Raw genomic sequence first — 17,317 nt, forward strand, 5'->3', positions numbered from 1 at the left:
TTATTTTTTAGATGGAGTGAGTTCGACCGAGAATCTTGCCGTACAGTTGTCTTGTCCTGTTATAGTCTGTGTGCCTTTTATAACATTCTTTTTGATATCGTCTAAGATGACTTTAATCTTTACATTGCTTTTGGCAGAACTTTCTTTTGAAGAATCCAGCACTATTTTATTAATCAAATATTGCCCTCTAAACACTCTTTTAATCTCGTTATTATTCAAAACATTGACATACATGCCTGTAGAATCTGATGCAAATTCCCATACTTCTGTACGCTGATCGCCAATAACATAATTGGTGCAATTAGATTCTCTGCAAATCATTTTACTATTCCATTTAATTTTTAGGCTATCTGGCCAAACTTTCATTTTAGGCACTGTATCTTTTATCTGAACAACCGATTGAAGGCTATCTTTCATTTTCAGCAATAGCTCATATTCAGCCTCTTTATCAGCAAATTGCTTTTCGCGTTCCAGAAGTGCGTTTTCTCTTTCTGTAAGCTCTTGCTCTTTTTTATTATTACAGGAAATTAAGAGAGGGATAAGGATTAAAACTAAAAGTCTTTTCAAAGTCATAGCAGTTGAATTTTGTAAACAACAATTTAAGGATAAAAATCGGTTTATTGCTGTAAAACCAAGAAAAATGCCAATGCTAGCGTTCCTTATTAGCCACCAATCTGCTTTTATAAATAAAAAAAGAAGCAAACAAATTGTAACATTTATTCTATAAAAGCGTCAAATCTTGAATTAAATTACGGTACTTTGTAACTTATTACATTTCTGATTTAGATTACTCAATTTCTGAATACAATAATATTGAAACCAGTGAGTTTAGAACTAGGAAGCTAGTCACGATATTTTCGTTATGGACAATAAAAAATTTATTTTAAGTTTAAAAAAAGGTAATGAAGCAGCTTTCAAAGAAGTCTACTTCAACTATTACGATAAACTTATAAATATTGCCAAACGATTTAATTCTTCTGTATTTACTCCCGAAGACTTTGTTCAGGAAACTTTCATAAGACTCTATAATAAGAGAGAACTGCTTAACGAAGAGGTGCTGTTTGATAAACAGATCTTTGTTATCTGCAAGAACCTTATTCTTAATCACATCAATAGAGAAAATAAAATAATACCGCTTGATCCTATTCAAGTTGATGTGCTAGACGAAGAACCTGACTCAGGAATTTTTGAAGAAAGACAAGAAAAATTGCAAAACTTCATTAATCAGCTTCCTGAACAGCAGCAAAAAATATTTACTTTACATAAACTGGAAAACCTTAGCTATAAGGAGATTGCAGAAATAACGGATCTTTCTGAAAAGACCATTGCCAATCATATTTATCTCGCCAGTAAATTTATTCGAAAAAAAATCGAAAACCATTAGGAACTTTTTAGTTCTCGTTTGTTATACTATAAAACAAGAACTAAAAATGCATATCGAAGCGTATAAAACTAATGTAAAAACAAAGAAAGATGCAAGCTTACTTGTAGCTTATCTTCAGTTTGTCATTTCTGACTGTATCATAAATTTTGATCGTCAGGGACGCGAAAACATCCTCAAAATCGAAACTAACCGAGAAATCAAAGAAATGGTTTACGGTGTTTTTACCAAACAAGGATTTCATTGTCAAATTATTTAATATCTAGAAATGATGGATCAGGAAAAATTTGACGAAGAATTTAAAAAGTTATGGGAAGAATCTCCCCTATCTCATTCCGACAGCGATAAAGAAGCTTCGTGGGAACAATTTCATGCTAAAACATTTTCTGAGAAGAAGAAAAAATATAAGCCTTGGCATCTTTATGCTGCGGCTTCGGTTTTACTTTTTGCACTTATTGGAACTGGAATTTATTTTACCGAAACATCAGCTTCTGTTGAAAATGCAGTTCTTGCCGAAAATGTAATTGAGAATAAAACCTCAACTATAAAATATGTCGTTTTACCGGACAGCTCAAAAGTAGAATTGAGTCCGAACTCTAAAATTATTTACGGAAACAATTTTGCTTTAAACAGAAAAATTGAAATTGATGGCGAAGCTTATTTTAAAGTAAAAAAAGACAAACAGCATCCTTTTCAGGTTTTTTGCGATGAAACGACAACTACTGTTTTAGGAACTTCTTTTATAGTTAAAGAAACTGAAAACGAACGAGTGACCGTCGAGCTTTTTGAAGGAAGCGTTCAAATGAATGTAAAAGGCCAAAGCCAAAAATGGATTTTAAAACCAGGAGAGAAATTTACATACGGAAACCAAACTGCTTCAGTATCAGAATTTAGCCGTTTTATAGATTTTGATAATGAAAATCTTTCTGCTGTAAGTCATTACATCGAAGAGAATTATGGCTATAAAGTGGTTCTTCCGAAAGAAAACCAAAATCAGAAAATCACTATTCGAATCAATCGAAAAGAAGATTTAAAAACGATTCTACAATTACTATCAGAAATGTATAACCTAAACTTTGAAATAAATGAAGATTTAAAGCAGATCACTTTTCAATGAAGAGAAAAAAGGATGTAAGCCGCGAAACTCCACATCCTCCTTAATGTTCAGGATAACATTAAGTTATCCATTTAATAATATTCAAAAATACAAAATTTCATGAAGCATATAATTTCAGCGTGCTTTTTTTTATTCAGTTTATGTATGTCTGCCCAGAGCGTCACAGTAACTGTAGATCAAAACGTAACTTTAAAAGAATTCTTCAAACAGATTGAAAGTCAAACCGATTTTAAATTTGCTTTTACAGATCAGATAGATACCAATAAAAAGTATTTTACGCAAAAAAACACGTATAAGAATATCGAAATGAGCAAACTTATTTCGGAATTGAACCAAACTTCGATTGTACAATTTTCTATAACTGGCAATAATATCTTTGTAAAACAGAAAGCTCAAACTCAGAAGCCAACCAAAAAAAAAAGTAAGCTGACAGGCCGCATTTTTGATGATGAAAGACAACCCGTTATTGGCGCCAATGTTTTTATTAAAGAATTGGAAACTGGGGTTGTAACAGATGCTAATGGAAATTACAGCATTGATGTTCCAAACGGAAATTATACCATTCAAGTGAGTTATGTTGGATTTAAAAATGAGGAAAAACGAGTTGCTGTTACAGATGACAACAGAGTCAATTTCAACATAGATCCAGATAGCCAGCAACTAGGAGAAGTTATTGTAATGAATAACAAAGCAGTTGACATCAAAACAACACAAATGAGTGTTAACAAGCTTTCTATGCAGGAAATCAAAAAAATTCCTGTTGCAATGGGCGAACCTGATCCGTTAAAATCAATTTTGACTTTACCAGGAGTTACTAATGCTGGAGAAGCATCTTCGGGTTTTAATGTCCGCGGTGGTGCTGCCGATCAGAATTTGATTCTTTTAGATGGCGCTCCTGTATATGCAGATTCGCACATGTTTGGGTTCTTTTCTATTTTTAATGCTGATATCGTTAACGGTTTAGATTTATATAAAGGCGGAATTCCGTCAAAATTTGGAGGACGCGTTTCTTCTGTTTTGGATGTTACACAGCAAACAGGAGATTTTGAAGAATATAAAGTAAATGGAGGAATCGGAATTATCTCAAGCCGACTTTTAGTTCAAGGTCCTTTACAAAAAGAAAAAGGTTCGTTTATCCTTTCCGGACGTGCCTCGTACGCGCATTTGTTCATGAAACTGGCAGACAATAACAACTCTGCCATGTTTTATGATTTGAATGCTAAATTAAATTATCGCTTTAATGCCAAGAATTCGCTGTCTTTCTCTGGTTATTTCGGAAATGACATATTTGACATCAACGATCGTTTTGCCAGCACTTACGGAAGTACAATGGGTATTTTAAGTTGGAAACATAAATTCTCTGACCGCGTAAACAGCAATTTATCTACTTTCTACAGCGATTATAGATTTAATCTAGAAATTCCGATTGAAAGTTTTAAGTGGGACAGCAATATTGCGAGTTACGGTTTAAAATACAATTGGAATTTCCAACAATCAGAGAAATTCAAAATCAATTATGGTATTGATGGCTTATATTACAACTTTAATCCTGGAGTTGTAAAACCGACTTCTCCAGATTCTCAGTTTAATTATATGCAATTGGATAAAAAATATGCATTAGAAGCCTCTGCTTTTGTTGATTTTGAAAATCAGATTACAGAGAAACTGAATTTCCGTTACGGACTTCGTTACAGCATGTTTTATCGTTTAGGAGATGAAACTATCAGCACTTACGAAAACGGTCAAGCGGTTGTGTACAATCCGTTGTATAAAATTTATGAAGAAGGAACGCCTAACGGAAGCATTTCGTACGGAAAAGGAAAAACCATCAGCAAGTTTAACAATTTTGAACCTCGAGCTGCTTTGTCTTATGCCTTTAACGACGAAACTTCTATAAAAGCGAGTTACAACAGAATGGCGCAGTACATTCATATTTTATCAAATACACAGTCACCTCTGCCAATGAGCATCTGGACACCAAGCGGACCTTTTACAAAACCTCAGCTTTTGGATCAGTATGCAATGGGGTATTTTAGAAATTTCAAAGACGGAGATTACTCTTTAGAAACCGAATTATTTTATAAAAATGTACAAAATCGTATTGACTATATTGACGGCGCTGATGTTTTGGCTAACAACAATATTGAGCAGGTTATTTTAAACGGAAAAGCCAGATCGTACGGAATGGAGTTGTTGTTCAGAAAAAACACTGGCGTTTTTACAGGATGGATTTCGTACACTTTATCTCGTGCTGAACAAAAAACTCCGGGAAGAACTCCCGAAGAACCAGGAATTGCAAACGGCGATTGGTATTTATCTGGTTACGACAAACTGCATAATTTGAGTATTGTAGGAAGTTATGAACTGAACCCGAAATGGTCATTTAATGGAAATTTCACGTTACAGTCTGGACAGCCAGTAACCTATGCAAATGGCTATTATGAAATGGGAGGCATTCATATTCCGAATTATTCTTTACGAAACGAAAACAGATTACCGCTTTTCCATCACTTAGATGTTGCGGCAACTTATACTCCTAAACCAGACAAAAAGAAAGGATGGCAAAGCTATTGGGTATTTAGCCTTTACAATATTTACAACAGAAAAAATGCAGCTTCTATGAGTTTTACAACCAATGAAGATACGGGAGCAAATGAAACCAGAAGGCTTTCTATTTTCGGAATTGTTCCTGGGGTTTCTTATAATTTTAAATTTTAATGCTATGAATAAATTGAAAAAATATACGATAATGAACAGAGTGCTAGCATTAATGAGTCTTCTTTTTGTTTTTTCTTTTGCGTCGTGCGAAGATGTGGTCAATCTGGATCTGGAAACAGGAGAAACCAAATTGGTTATTGATGCCGAAATTATCTGGAAAAAGGGAACTGATGGAAAGGAACAAACCATAAAAATCAGTAAAACGGCTCCTTATTACAGCGGTTCTACGCCAAAAGTTTCTGGCGCTCAAGTAAGAATAGAAAACAGTAACGGAGATATTTTTACGTTTAACGAAACCGAAGCTGGAGTCTACAAATGCACTGATTTTGTTCCTGTTCTTAATGCCGATTATAAATTATTTATTACTGCCGAAGGACAAAGTTTCACAGCTGTTGAAAAACTGACTTCTGTAACGCCAATTAATAAAATCGAGCAAAATATTGTTCCTGATTTTGACGGAACAGATATCATTGAATTGACTTTTTATTACAACGATCCAGCAGATCAAGTCAATTTTTATGTAACCGATTATCAAGCTTCATTTTTAATTTATCCAGAATATGAAATCACAAATGATGAATTTTATAACGGAAACGAAATCAGTACAAGATATTCTCATGAAGACAAAATGAAATCTGGGAATACTGTAAAAATTACTCATAGAGGAGTTTCTAAAAACTTCTACAATTACTGGAAATTAATTTTGGAAGCATCCAATTCAAATCCTTTTTCTGTTCCGCCAGGAAACATTAGAGGGAATATTGTAAATACTTCTGATGCTAATAATTTTGCCTTTGGTTATTTCAGACTTTGCGAAGCCGATCAGGTTGATTATTTGGTGAAGTAAAAATCTTTTTAATAAAAACTAAAAACCCTTAAGCATTTCTGTCTAAGGGTTTTTCTTTTTTAAAACGTTCTTATTTTATTCCACTTCAAAAACTGCCTGTATTTCAACCGAAGAATTTACTGGTATAGATGAAGCTCCAAAAGTGGCTCTGGCATGTTTTCCTTTTTCTCCGAAGATTTCAACTGCTAAATTAGAAGCTACATTCATTAAATCGGCATGTTTAGTGTAATCGTCTTTGGTATTGAAAATTCCTGTAAGCTGTACGCAACGCTTTACACGGTTTAAATCTCCATCAAGAGCTTCATTCAAAACAGAAATCACATTAAGCATTGTTGCTTGAGTTGCGTCTTTTACTTGCTGCTCATCTAGATTTACGCCCAATTTTCCGGGATTTAAAATCTTTCCATCTTTTAAAGCAACCTGATTAATAAAGATCAAATTTCCTGAACGCACAAAAGGCTGATAATTTCCTGCTGGTTTTGGCACTTGCGGAAGTACAATATTTTTTTCTTTTAATACATCATTGATTGACGTTTGCTGTTTTTCTGCTATTTCCTTTTTCGAAAAAGTTCCTTTTAGTGCCAATGCAACTTTTGCAAAATTTTTTCCCTGTAATTCTGCCAAATAACGTTCGTCTTTTGTTGGTCTTGGAACATCTTTTAAAGAAGCCAAACTCGTAGTTCCTAAAACCGAATTCCCCTGCGGAATCTTTTTATCTATTTTTTCGTTTCCTCTAATTCCGTTTGAAACCAAAACCATTCCGTGCACAGCTAGACTATTCCAAAAAGACTGCAATGCCAATTCTTTTCCAGCTCCGCTTCCTGCCGACATAAATACCGTTGCTGGCATTCCTTCTAAAGCATGATTCGTCCATAAATTGACTGTTTTTGAAAGAAACTCACTCATGGCAGTGCTAATATTTCCAAAATAAACAGGCGAACCAAATGCAATTCCGTCATACGATGTCAATTCTTCAACCGTTGCAACTGGAATATCTTTTAACTTAGAATTTACTGTCGTTTTTACTTGTTTAATAATTGCTGTAGCATTCTGATCACTTTCGATTCCTTTAGCAATTTCTTTTGCTAACTCGTAAGTTCCTCCATTATCAGAATGTATAAGAACCAATATGTTCGCTTTTTTATTCTGCGCTTCGCTTGTATGGATCGAGAATACCGTTAAAATACCGACCCAAAAGACGTGTAATTTATTCATGTTTATTGTAAATTATATTCATTTACAAAATTAGCCATGACGTTTTTATTAACTTTGCCAAAAACTACATGCAGAACGCCAATTTAAAATGCGGTTTATCCGAATCAAAAGAAGGTCAATTTCATGACAATATACCAACAAACGCTTATGTTTGGTATGACCAAAACTGGCAGCATGACGAATATCTTCATACGCACGAACGTTACCAATTAACTTATGTAGAAGAAGGTTATCAATATTTTCATATTGAAGAAAAGACTTATCTCGTTCCGCAAAATCATGTTATCTGGATTCCGACCAAAAAAGAACATCGTATTTCTTCTGAATCTAAAACCGTAAACTTGATAATTGCTTTATTCAAATCTGTTCCTGAACAAGATTTTTTTCAAAATGTGCATGTTTTCTCGGCTCCCAATGTTTTAAAAGAAATGATTCTTTATGCTCAAAAATGGGATAAACTTTTAACTGAAAATGAAGAACAAGCCAATTTCTTAAAAGCTATTTTAACGAGTCTTCCGAATTTTTGTCAAGAAAATAATTCATTACAAATTCCAGTTCCTGCCGATGATCGTTTGATTCCTGTTTGCGATTACATCAACAAAAATTATCAATATGCTTTTGAAATTGACGAATTGGCTAATCTAGCCCAAATGTCGGTTCGCAGCTTGCAAAGGATTTTTAAACAGAAAACCAATATTACACTTCAAAAATATTTGCAGTTAATTCGCATTCTAAAAAGCATTGAACTTTTAGATACCAAACAATATACTTTAAGTCAAATTGCCCATTTAGTTGGTTACAAAAGTCTTTCGGCTTTTAGTGCTTCTTATTTTAATGTAATTCAAGAAAAACCAAGTCTTCGGAAATAATTCAGCAGATTCAATTTAATTTATCGATTTCATACACAAAATTCAATTTTGGTTTTTCTCCAAAATAAGCCACTTCTTCTTCGGCTACTTTTTTGGCTCCGATTCTTGAAATTGCAATTTGCGAGCGAATATTTTCTGAACCAATATGAAACTTCACTTTCGAAACATATTGAAAAAGATAATCCAGCATTGTTTTTTTTACGCTTTGATTAATTCCTTTTCCCCAACACGAAACGGCATAAAAAGTATAGCCGATAAAAACACTATTGTCTTCTTCGTTAAAATCGTAAAATCTGGTACTTCCGATAACTTCTCCTGTTTCTTTGTTTATGATTTTAAAAGCGCCTTTACTTTTCATGGCACCTTCAAAAAAGTTTTCAAAAACTTCTTTTTTCCATCGATCTTTGTTTGGATGCTGCTCCCAAATTTTAGGATCGGAAGCTGCTTGGTACAAAGCTTCAAAATCTTTTTCTTCTAAAGGAGAAAGAATGCAAAAATCATTTTCTAAAACGGGTTGTAAATTAAAATTCATAGTTTTATTGTTATAATATCAATTCCTCAAAAACAGGATCTTGCAAAAGTGCTGCATACAAAGATTCGATAGATTTTTTGGGACCATGTATTTGCCATTCTAAAACTATATGATCCAGATTACGACGCTGCACAATCAATTTTGATTTTATGCCATAAGTCGAAAAAAGTTCGTTGCATCTTGCGTATCCACTATCAGAACGTTTAAAAGTTAATTTAAGAGTTTTATGTGCGTTGATGAGGTCTATTTTGTCCTGAAGAAAGGTAAGCACCGTAAGAATCGAAAGAATCATCAAGGCCGCACAAGCCGATGCAAAATAATAGCCTGCTCCCACTCCCATACTTACAGCTGCAACCGACCATATTGTTGCCGCCGTAGTAATGCCACTAACATGATTATCTGATCTAAAAATTACTCCCGCGCAAAGAAAACCTAATCCGGTTACAATATTAGAAGCAATACGGTCTGGATTTCCTGGTCCGCCGATCCATTCGGACATAAAGGTAAAGAAACAAGCTCCTACAGAAATCATTATTGTAGTACGAAGACCAGCCGCTTTTCCACTGTATTCTCTTTCGGCTCCAATTAAAGCGCCCCAAAATGCTGCCAAAAGCAATCTTATGACAATTTCTACTTCCATTTACACTCTTTAATTTTTTCAAATTAAAATTAAGGAAAAAACATAAAAAAACCTCCAAAATCAAAATGACTTTGAAGGTTTTCTTTGTTTATGAATTCATATAAAGAACTATTTCTCTTTTAATAGTTTTTCTAAATATTCAATTTTATCTTTTTCAGCTTGCACCAAACGCTCGTAAAGTTCTACAACTTTATCTAAAGGATTAAAAGTACAATTGTAATTACCTGTTGTAGTCGAAAGTGTACCGTGATCTTGAATAGTATTACCTATAATATTAAAAACCGCTTCTTCCGAAAAGTTTTTAATTGCTTCCACAGAAACTCCAAGAGCATTTGCAATCTCACTTAGTCTTGATTCGTCAATTGTTTCGCTATTTTCAATATTCGAAACCATCTGTTGACTTATGCCTAAAGCCAGTGCCAATGCATCCTGCTTCATATCTTTAAGCTCTCTGATACGGCTTATATTTCTGCCGATATGTTTTGGTTTAGTTGCTGTACTCATAGTTCAAAGATAATAATTACGACTTAAAATAATACGAAATATTTAGATTACATAAATTGACTTGTTTGATACCAAACATTCTTATGCTAACTACTTATACTTCTTATTTTTTATTTTTCAAAAATACAACTTTTCAGACAAAAAATAAATTTTAAAAACTTCTCTTTATTTATATTCTTCTTCTTTTTGTTTGTACCAATCTTTCATTACATAAAAAGCTTTCTTTTTAATTCCGTTGCTTGAAATTAATCCTTTACGGTTAAAGAAATCCTGAATATTTGGCAACTGTCTTCTTGGTGATCTAAAGTCAACCAAAATCCAAGGCGAAACTCCCGCTAAACCTTCTATGCGATTGAACATTTGTGTGTTTTGAATGTATAATTCTTCCTGATATTCTTCGTTCCAGCGTTCTTTTTTATCTCCGTGTAAACCTTGTAGAGCCTCGCCACCAAATTCGCTAATAATAACAGGTTTGTTGTACGGAACCACCCATTGCATGTCTTTGCAAGATTCGTTGGTTCCTCTGTACCAACCCAAATATTGATTGAAACTTACAATATCAACATATTCATTCATATTATCATGAAGCGTATTGATGTTGTTTGAACTCGAAGTAACTTCCATCGCCATACTAATCAAACGAGAATTATCTTGCGTGCGCGCATATTTTGCCAATTTGCTCAAGAAAGCATCACGATCATCACCATGTGGAGTTTCATTGGCAATTGACCAAATTACGATTCCGCAACGGTTTTTATCTCTGTAAATCATATCGTGCAATTGGCGTTCGGCATTGGCGTATGTATTTGGATTTGTCCACGAAATTGTCCAATAAACAGGAACTTCAGACCAAATCATTAATCCCATTTTTTCGGCTTCTTTAACCATATTTTCGTTGTGCGGATAATGCGCCAGACGAACATAATTGCAACCTAGTTCTTTGGCCCAAGTCAATAACGTAATCGCATCTTCTTGAGACCAAGCTCTTCCAGATCTAAAAGGTGCTTCTTCGTGAATACTAATTCCGCGTAAAAAGACTTTTTTTCCGTTTAGGAGAATTTCTTTGCCTTTAGTTTCAATTGTTCTAAAACCAATTTGATCCGCGATATTTTCATCAGCTTTAGAAATGGTTACGCCATATAATTTTGGTTTTTCAGGTGTCCATAAGATTGGATTGGCTTTTATTTCAAAATATGCCATTCCTTTAGAATCTGTTGTAACGCTTTTTTTAATTTTCAGTTCTGGAATGGAAACCGAAACTGTTTGATTTGTCGATTCGCTATTTAGTTTTATCCAACCCGAAATTTTTCCTTTTTCTTTTTTATCCAATTGAACTAAATAATCTTCGATATAGGTGTTCGGAACTTGAGCTAGAGTTACATCTCTTGTAATGCCGCCGTAGTTCCACCAATCCATATTTACGGTTGGCACATTGTCTTTATGACGTTTGTTATCGACTTTTACGACTACGAAATTATTTCCGTCAACTAATAAATTGGTTACGTCAAAATTGAAAGGTGTGTAACCGCCAATATGTGTTCCTGCCAATTTTCCGTTTACATAAACTTTTGCATCATAATTGACCGCTCCGAAATGAAGAATTCCTTTGTTTTTGGAATCTTTCTTATAGCTAAAGTCTTTCTGAAACCAAACTGTTCCTTCATAAAAAAACAATCTTTGATCTTTCGAATTCCAATCTGACGGAATATCCATTACTGCTGAGGTTGCAAAATTATACTCGCTTAGTTCTGTGGTGTTCCATTTTTTATTTTCGAAAAATCCGTTGTCTTTAAAAGGCTCTAAACGGTAATTAAAATATCCGTTTTCCAACGGATCTACGATATAACTCCATTTTCCGTTCAGAGTAATATTGTTTCGCGAAGAAATATTAGCCACCAACGGAATTTCCTGCGCTATTGTTTTTCCAATAAACAGAAAAGTACAGCACAGCATTATTATCTTTTTCATAGTTAAAATCATTTTGGTTTTGAAAGTCTTTAGTTAGTAAAATATGAAGGTTATAAAGTTAAAAAGTTTCTCAAATTCAGTAGTAAACAAACATTCCGTATTAGTTAAAAATAACCCATCAAATACTTATCAGTTTAGCATTTATAAGATTTCTAATTTTAAAATCAGATTTTTTAAATCTTTTTTCATAAAAAATACCAATATATTTGAAAATCAAATTTGCCAACCTTAACCAAAAATCACTAATAAACATTCAAGCAAATAATCAATATACGCCAATAGTTAAGCCAATTTTTTAGTTAAAACAAATATGAAAAAAATAAATCTTTATAGAGTTTTACCACTAGTTATTATCATTTCTGCAGTTACTGTATTTGTTATATATAATAATCAATTGAATAAAAAATTTATGCTGTTAGAGGTGAACAGCATTATTGTAAAGAGAGATAATTGGCAATTAAGAACGACTGAGTTTTATTTGCAAGATGGATTGAGAATTGACTCTACATTTAAGGATAATTTTGACCTAAAAATAGGAGATTCTATTTCAAAAGAATCAAATACTAATATTTTTAGTGTTTACAGAAAAGAAAATGGAATTTATACATTTTATAAAAAAAATGCTCTCCATTAAAGCAAACATATCTTGAATTTAAAAATTAAAAAAGCCATTTCAACTAAGAAATGGCTTCCGTTTCTTTTATCAATCCTAAAATTTTACCGTAAGCAATCGCCGCTTTATGAACTTGAACAGTCCAGTCTTCTGCAGCATTATCATCGGCTCCATCAGAAATATATTTTAAGCTTAAAAACGGAATATTTTCTTTCATAGCAATCATCGCTAGAGCATAAGCTTCCATATCAACCAAATTGTAGGCGTCTGAGCAATGTCCCATTTCGAAGTTATCGCCTGTTCCGCAGATTCCTTCTTTTAGATTATCCATTAACAAACCATATTCTAAAACTGGCGGCAAACCAGAAAGAGGCGTTTCGTACAATGCAAAACCTAAACCGCGAACATCCATATCTCTTTGAACAAATTTAGTACAGCAAATTACTTCGCCTTTTTGAAAACAGCTGCTTCCTGCCGAACCCAGATTTATAATGACAGAAGGCTTTTTCTTTAGAATGGCTTTTGTCAACTCGTAAGCCGCATTTACTTTTCCGATTCCGGTAATTAAAACATTGTGGCCTTTAAAAACTTCTGCTGCTTCAGATTCGAGAGCAAAGCAGAATAATATATCTTCAACAGCAAAGGATGCTGTTTGATTAATATGTATCATGCGTAACTTATTTTCGGTTTACAAAAATACGTTTAAAAATTTACGTTGCTCTAACTTAAATTTAAAATCCAAAAAAGACGTTAAAGTCTGTTTTATCTATTGGATTTTATGATTTAAAAAATACATTTGCTAGAACCACTAAAAAATCTTAAAAAAGAAAGAAAAAACTGCATGGATAATGAAAAATTTATTTTCTGCCTTGAAGGCGTTAAAGATATAGACGATCATACCCCGACACATGTGGTAAAATGTCTTGAAGAATTGGCTATTGACCAAGGCATTTCAAGCATTCATAAAACCTGCGACACGATTGAGGGTTTAGAAGAAAGTTTGAATATTCTGCTTTACGAAGATCATAATTTCAAAGATTACGAAATTATCTATTTAGCCATGCCAGGTCAGGAAAACAATATCTGTCTTCACGACTATTATTACAGCATTGAAGAAATTGCCGAATTGTTTGAAGGAAAAATGAAAGGCAAAATTATTCATTTTGCCAATCTTAAAGTTTTAGACTTAAACGAAGAAGAAGCACAATATTTCTTAGATATTACTGGCGCAAGAGCTATTTCTGGCTACGGTTCTACATACAATAAAATTGCCAGCTGCAGTACGATTGACAAAGCGTTTTTTAGTCTGTATCAGGAAAACGACAATTTGATCGAAGTGGTCGAAGATCTTTATACCAAACATTACAATCTCTGCAAACTGCTTGATTTTAGATTATATTATTAAAAATGAAAAAGAAGCAGGCAGATAAAATAAAAACCTATAATCCAAAAGGGTTTCGAGAGAAGTTTTTAGGAGAAGACAATCCTATTCATTTGCTTTTCAAATCGAATTCGGATCATTTTTTCTGTCTTGAAATTGAAGAGATCATGCAAATGCAGCATCCTGTTCCGCCTTCTAAACATTCTTGCCATACTCTAATTTTTATTTCGTCTGGTCAGCATGTTATGAAATTAGGCTATCAGGAATATGTCACAACAGACAACGAAATGATAATGGTTCCGGCTGGTCAGATTTTTTCCCTCGATAATGTAAACAATATTCATAAAGGTTATATCTGCCAATTTCATCCTGATATTCTGATTAGAAAATACGGCAGCCGTGAATTGCTGAATGATTTTGATTTTTTGAAAATTTCAGGAAATCCAAAGATCAAACTAGCTGCTGAAGATATAGCTCCAATTACAAACATTTTAGAAAGATTGAAAAAGGAATATTCTGAGACGACGATTACAGATCTGAATATCGTTCAGTCATACCTGATTACTTTATTTTATGAAATGAATAAAAATGCTGTAAAAACCGTTAAAAATATTTCGGCGGCAGAAGTATTAACAGCAAAATTTAAAGAACTGATTCACGATCACATAAAAACCCAGCATCAGGTCAATTACTATTCTTCTTTACTAAATGTCACTCCAAACCACTTGAATAAATGTGTAAAGAATGTTACAGGAAAATCTGCCGTGAAATGGATTGACGAAAACATATTGCTTGAGGCAAAATATCTACTCTTTCAAACTACTCTTTCTGTGGGCGAAGTCGCAACGCAAGTAGGCTTTGAAGACCAATCTTACTTTAGCCGTTTCTTTAAAAAAACAGAAGGAATCTCCCCTATTCGATACCGAAAATTGATTGATAAGTCCTAATCATTGATTAAAGAATCCTAACAAATATGTAGACGTTTTTCAGAAATTTGCTTCCTCAAAAATGCAAATTATGATTTATGTTTTTAAAACCTCCGTTGACAGTGAAGCTAAATTTGAATCGGCTTCTGTCCTCTTAAATGAATTATTGCCTAATTCGCTGTGGAATTTTGATCTCGAAGATTGCGACAATATCTTGAGAGTTGATAGCGAATTGAACGTTGCTGCATTACTTCAAAACAATCCTGTTTTTGATTGTATCGAATTAGAATAAAACTTTACATGCCTTTTTAAATTTAATATGGAATCAAAATTATACCAAAACCGAACTTTTGAAACAATCGATTATTCAGATCAAAGTTTAGCCAATACCGAATTTGTAAACTGCGAATTCATTAACTGCAACTTTTCTAAAAGTGATTTGAGTCATAATGATTTTATGGATTCTACTTTTAAAAACTGCAATTTTTCTTTGGCAACATTACGAAATACTGGAGTAAAGAACATCAAATTCATCGGCTGTAAATTAATGGGACTTGATTTTAGTTCTTGCAATAGTTTCTTATTCTCCATGAATTTTGAAGATTGTCTTTTAGACTATTCTACCTTCATTTATAAAAAATTAAAAAAAACCAACTTTACAGATTGTTCTTTAAAAGAAACAGATTTCTCCAACACCGATTTGTCATTAGCAGTTTTTAAAAACTGTGATCTTTCTGGTGCCACTTTCGTGGAAAGCATTCTAGAAAAAACCGATTTCAGAACTTCTAGAAATTATGCTTTTGATCCGTCAGAAAATAAAATTAAAGGAACAAAGGTTTCTCATACGGCACTTGCGGGTTTATTAGAAAAATTCGATTTATCTATTGAATGATTTTAGTTTTCAATGCAATTACAATTTTCAGTTAACCCCCATCACTGAAAACTAAAAAAGCGGGATTACAAACTTAATTGCATCCCGCTTTTTCTATTTAATCAACCACGATTTTTATTTTAACCAACGAGGATCTCCAATGTTATTATCAATTATTGTTTGGTTTTTAACTGTGAAATCTCCATTTGCAGGATCTACAAACTGCGGATTAGCACTAGTAGCAGACGCATCAATTTTATTATTTACAATTGTACCATCTACAAAACTTATAGCCTCATTATAATAATTTTTATTAAATGTAGGCATTGTTGTTGCAGGCTGGTTTGTATAAATTGCACTTGTTGATGTAATTAATGTATTTCTCACTGTTGATGCATTTGATGCAAAACGTAAATACAATAATCTCTTTGAAGCTGAAGTATTTGATACTTTATACAGTGTACAGCTTTCAATTAATACATTTGTTGTTAATCCTGTCCCCGAAAAACCATTTGCAGGAGCAACAGCATCGGCTCTAACAAAGTCACGTCCAACAGAACAAGTATCAAATGTGCTATTTTTCACAACAACGTTTGCAACATAAGTGTTTCTGAAATCAATAAAATCAGCTTGTGCATTTGTATTTACATTTTTAACAATACTATTATCAACTGTAAACGAATTCAGTTTTGCTGCAGAAGCATTTCCATAAACCAAGGCTCTTAAATAATCATGAACATTACAGCCACTAATTAAGATGTCTCCATAACTTGTACTTGCTCCAGACAAAGTAATAAAGTTACTATCGCCAACAGCTGTTCCTTCTAAATCTAAGTCAATTAATGAAAGATTTGATGTTCCTGCATTAAGTGTAAACTTCACATGTAGTTTTGGTTTATCATAACTACGAAGTCCTCTTAAGGTAATTGATTTATTCAAAAGTATTTCGCCTGTAAATACAGTATAATCTCCTGGCATTAATACTAGAATAGATCCTGAAGGTGCTTCATTAATTTTAGCATTTAAATCATCTTCTGCTTTTACTAAGATTCCTGTTCCAATATCAATTCCTGTTGTAAATATTGTTTTTCCACTCTTTTTAGTACCATTCACTAACTCTGCTGTATAAGCTGTTTCTGGAGATAATCCTGTAATAATGGCAATTCCTTCTGTCTTTTCTGTCGCTGTAAGAGTATGCGTTAATGCTCCTGGATTTAAAACAATTTGTGCAACACTATTATTAGGAGTCCATCTCAATGTAGCTTGCTTAGCTTCTATATCTCCATCTTGAATAGGCAAGAAAAGCTCTGGCGCCAAAGTTGTAGCTGTAGCAAGAGACCACTTAGAATCTTCTAAACCTGTAGCGCTAATTGCTTTTACTCTGAAAGAATAAACTGTTTCTCCTTCTAATGCAATTTGCACTGGAAGTTCTGTTGGGGCGACATTCAAAGTTTTATAAATTGTACTAAAATTAGGATCATCTGCACTAATTTCTACAATATAATGATCTGCATCTTCTTTAACCATCCAATTTAATTCGACTGTAGTTTTATTTCTAACTACAGCAGAGATGCCTACTGGCGAAAAAGTCCTATTTACATCTAAACTGTCAATAACCGCTTCATTGTAACTCTCACAGCTTGAAACCGCTAGAGCCAGCAACATTACAGCAACAAATCCCTTTACTTTATATTTTGTTTTCATAATATACTTTATTAATTTTCAAGTCACTAAC

General features: G+C 33.3%; 19 protein-coding genes and 1 pseudogene. 12 read left to right on the forward strand and 8 right to left on the reverse strand.

What is annotated here, in order from left to right; all coding sequences use genetic code 11:
* A complete protein-coding gene (locus ABXT06_RS13195; RefSeq protein WP_354591159.1) occupies positions 1-573 on the reverse strand; it encodes a hypothetical protein in 573 nt (190 codons plus the stop codon).
* Between the two features lie 289 nt (positions 574-862).
* On the opposite strand from ABXT06_RS13195, the gene ABXT06_RS13200 reads away from it, so the two are divergent.
* From ABXT06_RS13200 to ABXT06_RS13220, 5 genes are all read left to right on the forward strand, one after another.
* The gene (locus ABXT06_RS13200; RefSeq protein ID WP_354591160.1) at positions 863-1,384 is read left to right on the forward strand and encodes an RNA polymerase sigma factor; all 522 of its coding nucleotides are present in this window, start codon (positions 863-865) and stop codon (positions 1,382-1,384) included.
* A 46-nt stretch (positions 1,385-1,430) separates the two neighbouring features.
* Positions 1,431-1,640 (forward strand): hypothetical protein, encoded by a 210-nt coding sequence (locus ABXT06_RS13205; protein ID WP_354591161.1) that lies wholly within the window; start codon positions 1,431-1,433, stop codon positions 1,638-1,640.
* 9 nt (positions 1,641-1,649) lie between these two features.
* Complete coding sequence (locus ABXT06_RS13210; protein ID WP_354591162.1) at positions 1,650-2,498, forward strand: FecR family protein; 849 nt, start codon at positions 1,650-1,652, stop codon at positions 2,496-2,498.
* A 99-nt stretch (positions 2,499-2,597) separates the two neighbouring features.
* A complete protein-coding gene (locus tag ABXT06_RS13215; RefSeq protein ID WP_354591163.1) occupies positions 2,598-5,216 on the forward strand; it encodes a TonB-dependent receptor in 2,619 nt (872 codons plus the stop codon).
* Positions 5,217-5,220: 4 nt separating this feature from the next.
* A complete protein-coding gene (locus ABXT06_RS13220; protein ID WP_354591164.1) occupies positions 5,221-6,063 on the forward strand; it encodes a DUF4249 domain-containing protein in 843 nt (280 codons plus the stop codon).
* 75 nt (positions 6,064-6,138) lie between these two features.
* Here the strand turns inward: ABXT06_RS13220 and ABXT06_RS13225 are convergent, their stop codons facing one another.
* Positions 6,139-7,278, reverse strand: a complete 1,140-nt coding sequence (locus ABXT06_RS13225) for an Atu1372/SO_1960 family protein (RefSeq protein WP_354591165.1) — start codon at positions 7,276-7,278, stop codon at positions 6,139-6,141.
* Positions 7,279-7,346: 68 nt separating this feature from the next.
* Here ABXT06_RS13225 and ABXT06_RS13230 point away from each other — a divergent pair, with 68 nt between their 5' ends.
* The gene (locus ABXT06_RS13230) at positions 7,347-8,147 is read left to right on the forward strand and encodes an AraC family transcriptional regulator (RefSeq protein WP_354591166.1); all 801 of its coding nucleotides are present in this window, start codon (positions 7,347-7,349) and stop codon (positions 8,145-8,147) included.
* A 10-nt stretch (positions 8,148-8,157) separates the two neighbouring features.
* On the opposite strand, the gene ABXT06_RS13235 is transcribed toward ABXT06_RS13230, so the two are convergent.
* The 4 genes from ABXT06_RS13235 to ABXT06_RS13250 all read right to left on the reverse strand — a co-directional run bounded on the left by ABXT06_RS13235 (position 8,158) and on the right by ABXT06_RS13250 (position 11,791).
* Positions 8,158-8,679 (reverse strand): GNAT family N-acetyltransferase, encoded by a 522-nt coding sequence (locus ABXT06_RS13235; RefSeq protein WP_354591167.1) that lies wholly within the window; start codon positions 8,677-8,679, stop codon positions 8,158-8,160.
* A 10-nt stretch (positions 8,680-8,689) separates the two neighbouring features.
* Positions 8,690-9,319, reverse strand: coding sequence for an MgtC/SapB family protein (locus ABXT06_RS13240; protein ID WP_354591168.1), 630 nt, complete (start codon positions 9,317-9,319; stop codon positions 8,690-8,692).
* A 108-nt stretch (positions 9,320-9,427) separates the two neighbouring features.
* Entirely contained in the window at positions 9,428-9,823 is a 396-nt protein-coding gene (locus ABXT06_RS13245) for a helix-turn-helix domain-containing protein (protein WP_354591169.1), read from the reverse strand.
* 165 nt (positions 9,824-9,988) lie between these two features.
* Positions 9,989-11,791 (reverse strand): glycoside hydrolase family 2 protein, encoded by a 1,803-nt coding sequence (locus ABXT06_RS13250; RefSeq protein ID WP_354591170.1) that lies wholly within the window; start codon positions 11,789-11,791, stop codon positions 9,989-9,991.
* A 310-nt stretch (positions 11,792-12,101) separates the two neighbouring features.
* Here ABXT06_RS13250 and ABXT06_RS13255 point away from each other — a divergent pair, with 310 nt between their 5' ends.
* On the forward strand, positions 12,102-12,425 hold the full coding sequence (locus tag ABXT06_RS13255) for a hypothetical protein (RefSeq protein WP_354591171.1): 324 nt from the start codon (positions 12,102-12,104) through the stop codon (positions 12,423-12,425).
* Between the two features lie 43 nt (positions 12,426-12,468).
* Here the strand turns inward: ABXT06_RS13255 and ABXT06_RS13260 are convergent, their stop codons facing one another.
* Positions 12,469-13,074 carry a 5'-methylthioadenosine/S-adenosylhomocysteine nucleosidase family protein gene (locus ABXT06_RS13260; protein ID WP_354591172.1) on the reverse strand — a complete coding sequence of 202 codons (606 nt, stop codon included), beginning with the start codon at positions 13,072-13,074 and terminating at the stop codon, positions 12,469-12,471.
* Positions 13,075-13,245: 171 nt separating this feature from the next.
* Between ABXT06_RS13260 and ABXT06_RS13265 the strand changes: the two genes are divergently transcribed.
* The 5 genes and pseudogenes from ABXT06_RS13265 to ABXT06_RS22765 all read left to right on the forward strand — a co-directional run bounded on the left by ABXT06_RS13265 (position 13,246) and on the right by ABXT06_RS22765 (position 15,603).
* A complete protein-coding gene (locus ABXT06_RS13265; RefSeq protein ID WP_274254229.1) occupies positions 13,246-13,809 on the forward strand; it encodes a DUF6642 family protein in 564 nt (187 codons plus the stop codon).
* A 2-nt stretch (positions 13,810-13,811) separates the two neighbouring features.
* Entirely contained in the window at positions 13,812-14,732 is a 921-nt protein-coding gene (locus ABXT06_RS13270) for a helix-turn-helix domain-containing protein (RefSeq protein WP_354591173.1), read from the forward strand.
* A 70-nt stretch (positions 14,733-14,802) separates the two neighbouring features.
* Positions 14,803-15,003, forward strand: a complete 201-nt coding sequence (locus ABXT06_RS13275) for a hypothetical protein (protein WP_354591174.1) — start codon at positions 14,803-14,805, stop codon at positions 15,001-15,003.
* A 24-nt stretch (positions 15,004-15,027) separates the two neighbouring features.
* Positions 15,028-15,255: pseudogene (locus tag ABXT06_RS22760) on the forward strand (pentapeptide repeat-containing protein); the annotation flags it as partial.
* Between the two features lie 45 nt (positions 15,256-15,300).
* Positions 15,301-15,603, forward strand: a complete 303-nt coding sequence (locus ABXT06_RS22765) for a pentapeptide repeat-containing protein (protein WP_502909040.1) — start codon at positions 15,301-15,303, stop codon at positions 15,601-15,603.
* A gap of 114 nt (positions 15,604-15,717) precedes the next feature.
* Here ABXT06_RS22765 and ABXT06_RS13285 read toward each other — a convergent pair whose 3' ends face one another.
* Entirely contained in the window at positions 15,718-17,286 is a 1,569-nt protein-coding gene (locus ABXT06_RS13285) for a DUF5123 domain-containing protein (RefSeq protein WP_354591176.1), read from the reverse strand.
* Positions 17,287-17,317: the final 31 nt, after the last annotated feature.

Origin of the sequence: Flavobacterium sp. UW10123, assembly GCF_040538975.1 — a bacterium.
Lineage (GTDB): Bacteria > Bacteroidota > Bacteroidia > Flavobacteriales > Flavobacteriaceae > Flavobacterium.

What these genes read in the sequence shown, in the direction of transcription:
- ABXT06_RS13195 (WP_354591159.1), bottom strand. Translation starts at nt 573, where the DNA reads ATGACTTTGAAAAGACTTTTAGTTTTAATCCTTATCCCTCTCTTAATT.
- ABXT06_RS13200 (WP_354591160.1), top strand. Translation starts at nt 863, where the DNA reads ATGGACAATAAAAAATTTATTTTAAGTTTAAAAAAAGGTAATGAAGCA.
- ABXT06_RS13205 (WP_354591161.1), top strand. Translation starts at nt 1,431, where the DNA reads ATGCATATCGAAGCGTATAAAACTAATGTAAAAACAAAGAAAGATGCA.
- ABXT06_RS13210 (WP_354591162.1), top strand. Translation starts at nt 1,650, where the DNA reads ATGATGGATCAGGAAAAATTTGACGAAGAATTTAAAAAGTTATGGGAA.
- ABXT06_RS13215 (WP_354591163.1), top strand. Translation starts at nt 2,598, where the DNA reads ATGAAGCATATAATTTCAGCGTGCTTTTTTTTATTCAGTTTATGTATG.
- ABXT06_RS13220 (WP_354591164.1), top strand. Translation starts at nt 5,221, where the DNA reads ATGAATAAATTGAAAAAATATACGATAATGAACAGAGTGCTAGCATTA.
- ABXT06_RS13225 (WP_354591165.1), bottom strand. Translation starts at nt 7,278, where the DNA reads ATGAATAAATTACACGTCTTTTGGGTCGGTATTTTAACGGTATTCTCG.
- ABXT06_RS13230 (WP_354591166.1), top strand. Translation starts at nt 7,347, where the DNA reads ATGCAGAACGCCAATTTAAAATGCGGTTTATCCGAATCAAAAGAAGGT.
- ABXT06_RS13235 (WP_354591167.1), bottom strand. Translation starts at nt 8,679, where the DNA reads ATGAATTTTAATTTACAACCCGTTTTAGAAAATGATTTTTGCATTCTT.
- ABXT06_RS13240 (WP_354591168.1), bottom strand. Translation starts at nt 9,319, where the DNA reads ATGGAAGTAGAAATTGTCATAAGATTGCTTTTGGCAGCATTTTGGGGC.
- ABXT06_RS13245 (WP_354591169.1), bottom strand. Translation starts at nt 9,823, where the DNA reads ATGAGTACAGCAACTAAACCAAAACATATCGGCAGAAATATAAGCCGT.
- ABXT06_RS13250 (WP_354591170.1), bottom strand. Translation starts at nt 11,791, where the DNA reads ATGAAAAAGATAATAATGCTGTGCTGTACTTTTCTGTTTATTGGAAAA.
- ABXT06_RS13255 (WP_354591171.1), top strand. Translation starts at nt 12,102, where the DNA reads ATGAAAAAAATAAATCTTTATAGAGTTTTACCACTAGTTATTATCATT.
- ABXT06_RS13260 (WP_354591172.1), bottom strand. Translation starts at nt 13,074, where the DNA reads ATGATACATATTAATCAAACAGCATCCTTTGCTGTTGAAGATATATTA.
- ABXT06_RS13265 (WP_274254229.1), top strand. Translation starts at nt 13,246, where the DNA reads ATGGATAATGAAAAATTTATTTTCTGCCTTGAAGGCGTTAAAGATATA.
- ABXT06_RS13270 (WP_354591173.1), top strand. Translation starts at nt 13,812, where the DNA reads ATGAAAAAGAAGCAGGCAGATAAAATAAAAACCTATAATCCAAAAGGG.
- ABXT06_RS13275 (WP_354591174.1), top strand. Translation starts at nt 14,803, where the DNA reads ATGATTTATGTTTTTAAAACCTCCGTTGACAGTGAAGCTAAATTTGAA.
- ABXT06_RS22765 (WP_502909040.1), top strand. Translation starts at nt 15,301, where the DNA reads ATGAATTTTGAAGATTGTCTTTTAGACTATTCTACCTTCATTTATAAA.
- ABXT06_RS13285 (WP_354591176.1), bottom strand. Translation starts at nt 17,286, where the DNA reads ATGAAAACAAAATATAAAGTAAAGGGATTTGTTGCTGTAATGTTGCTG.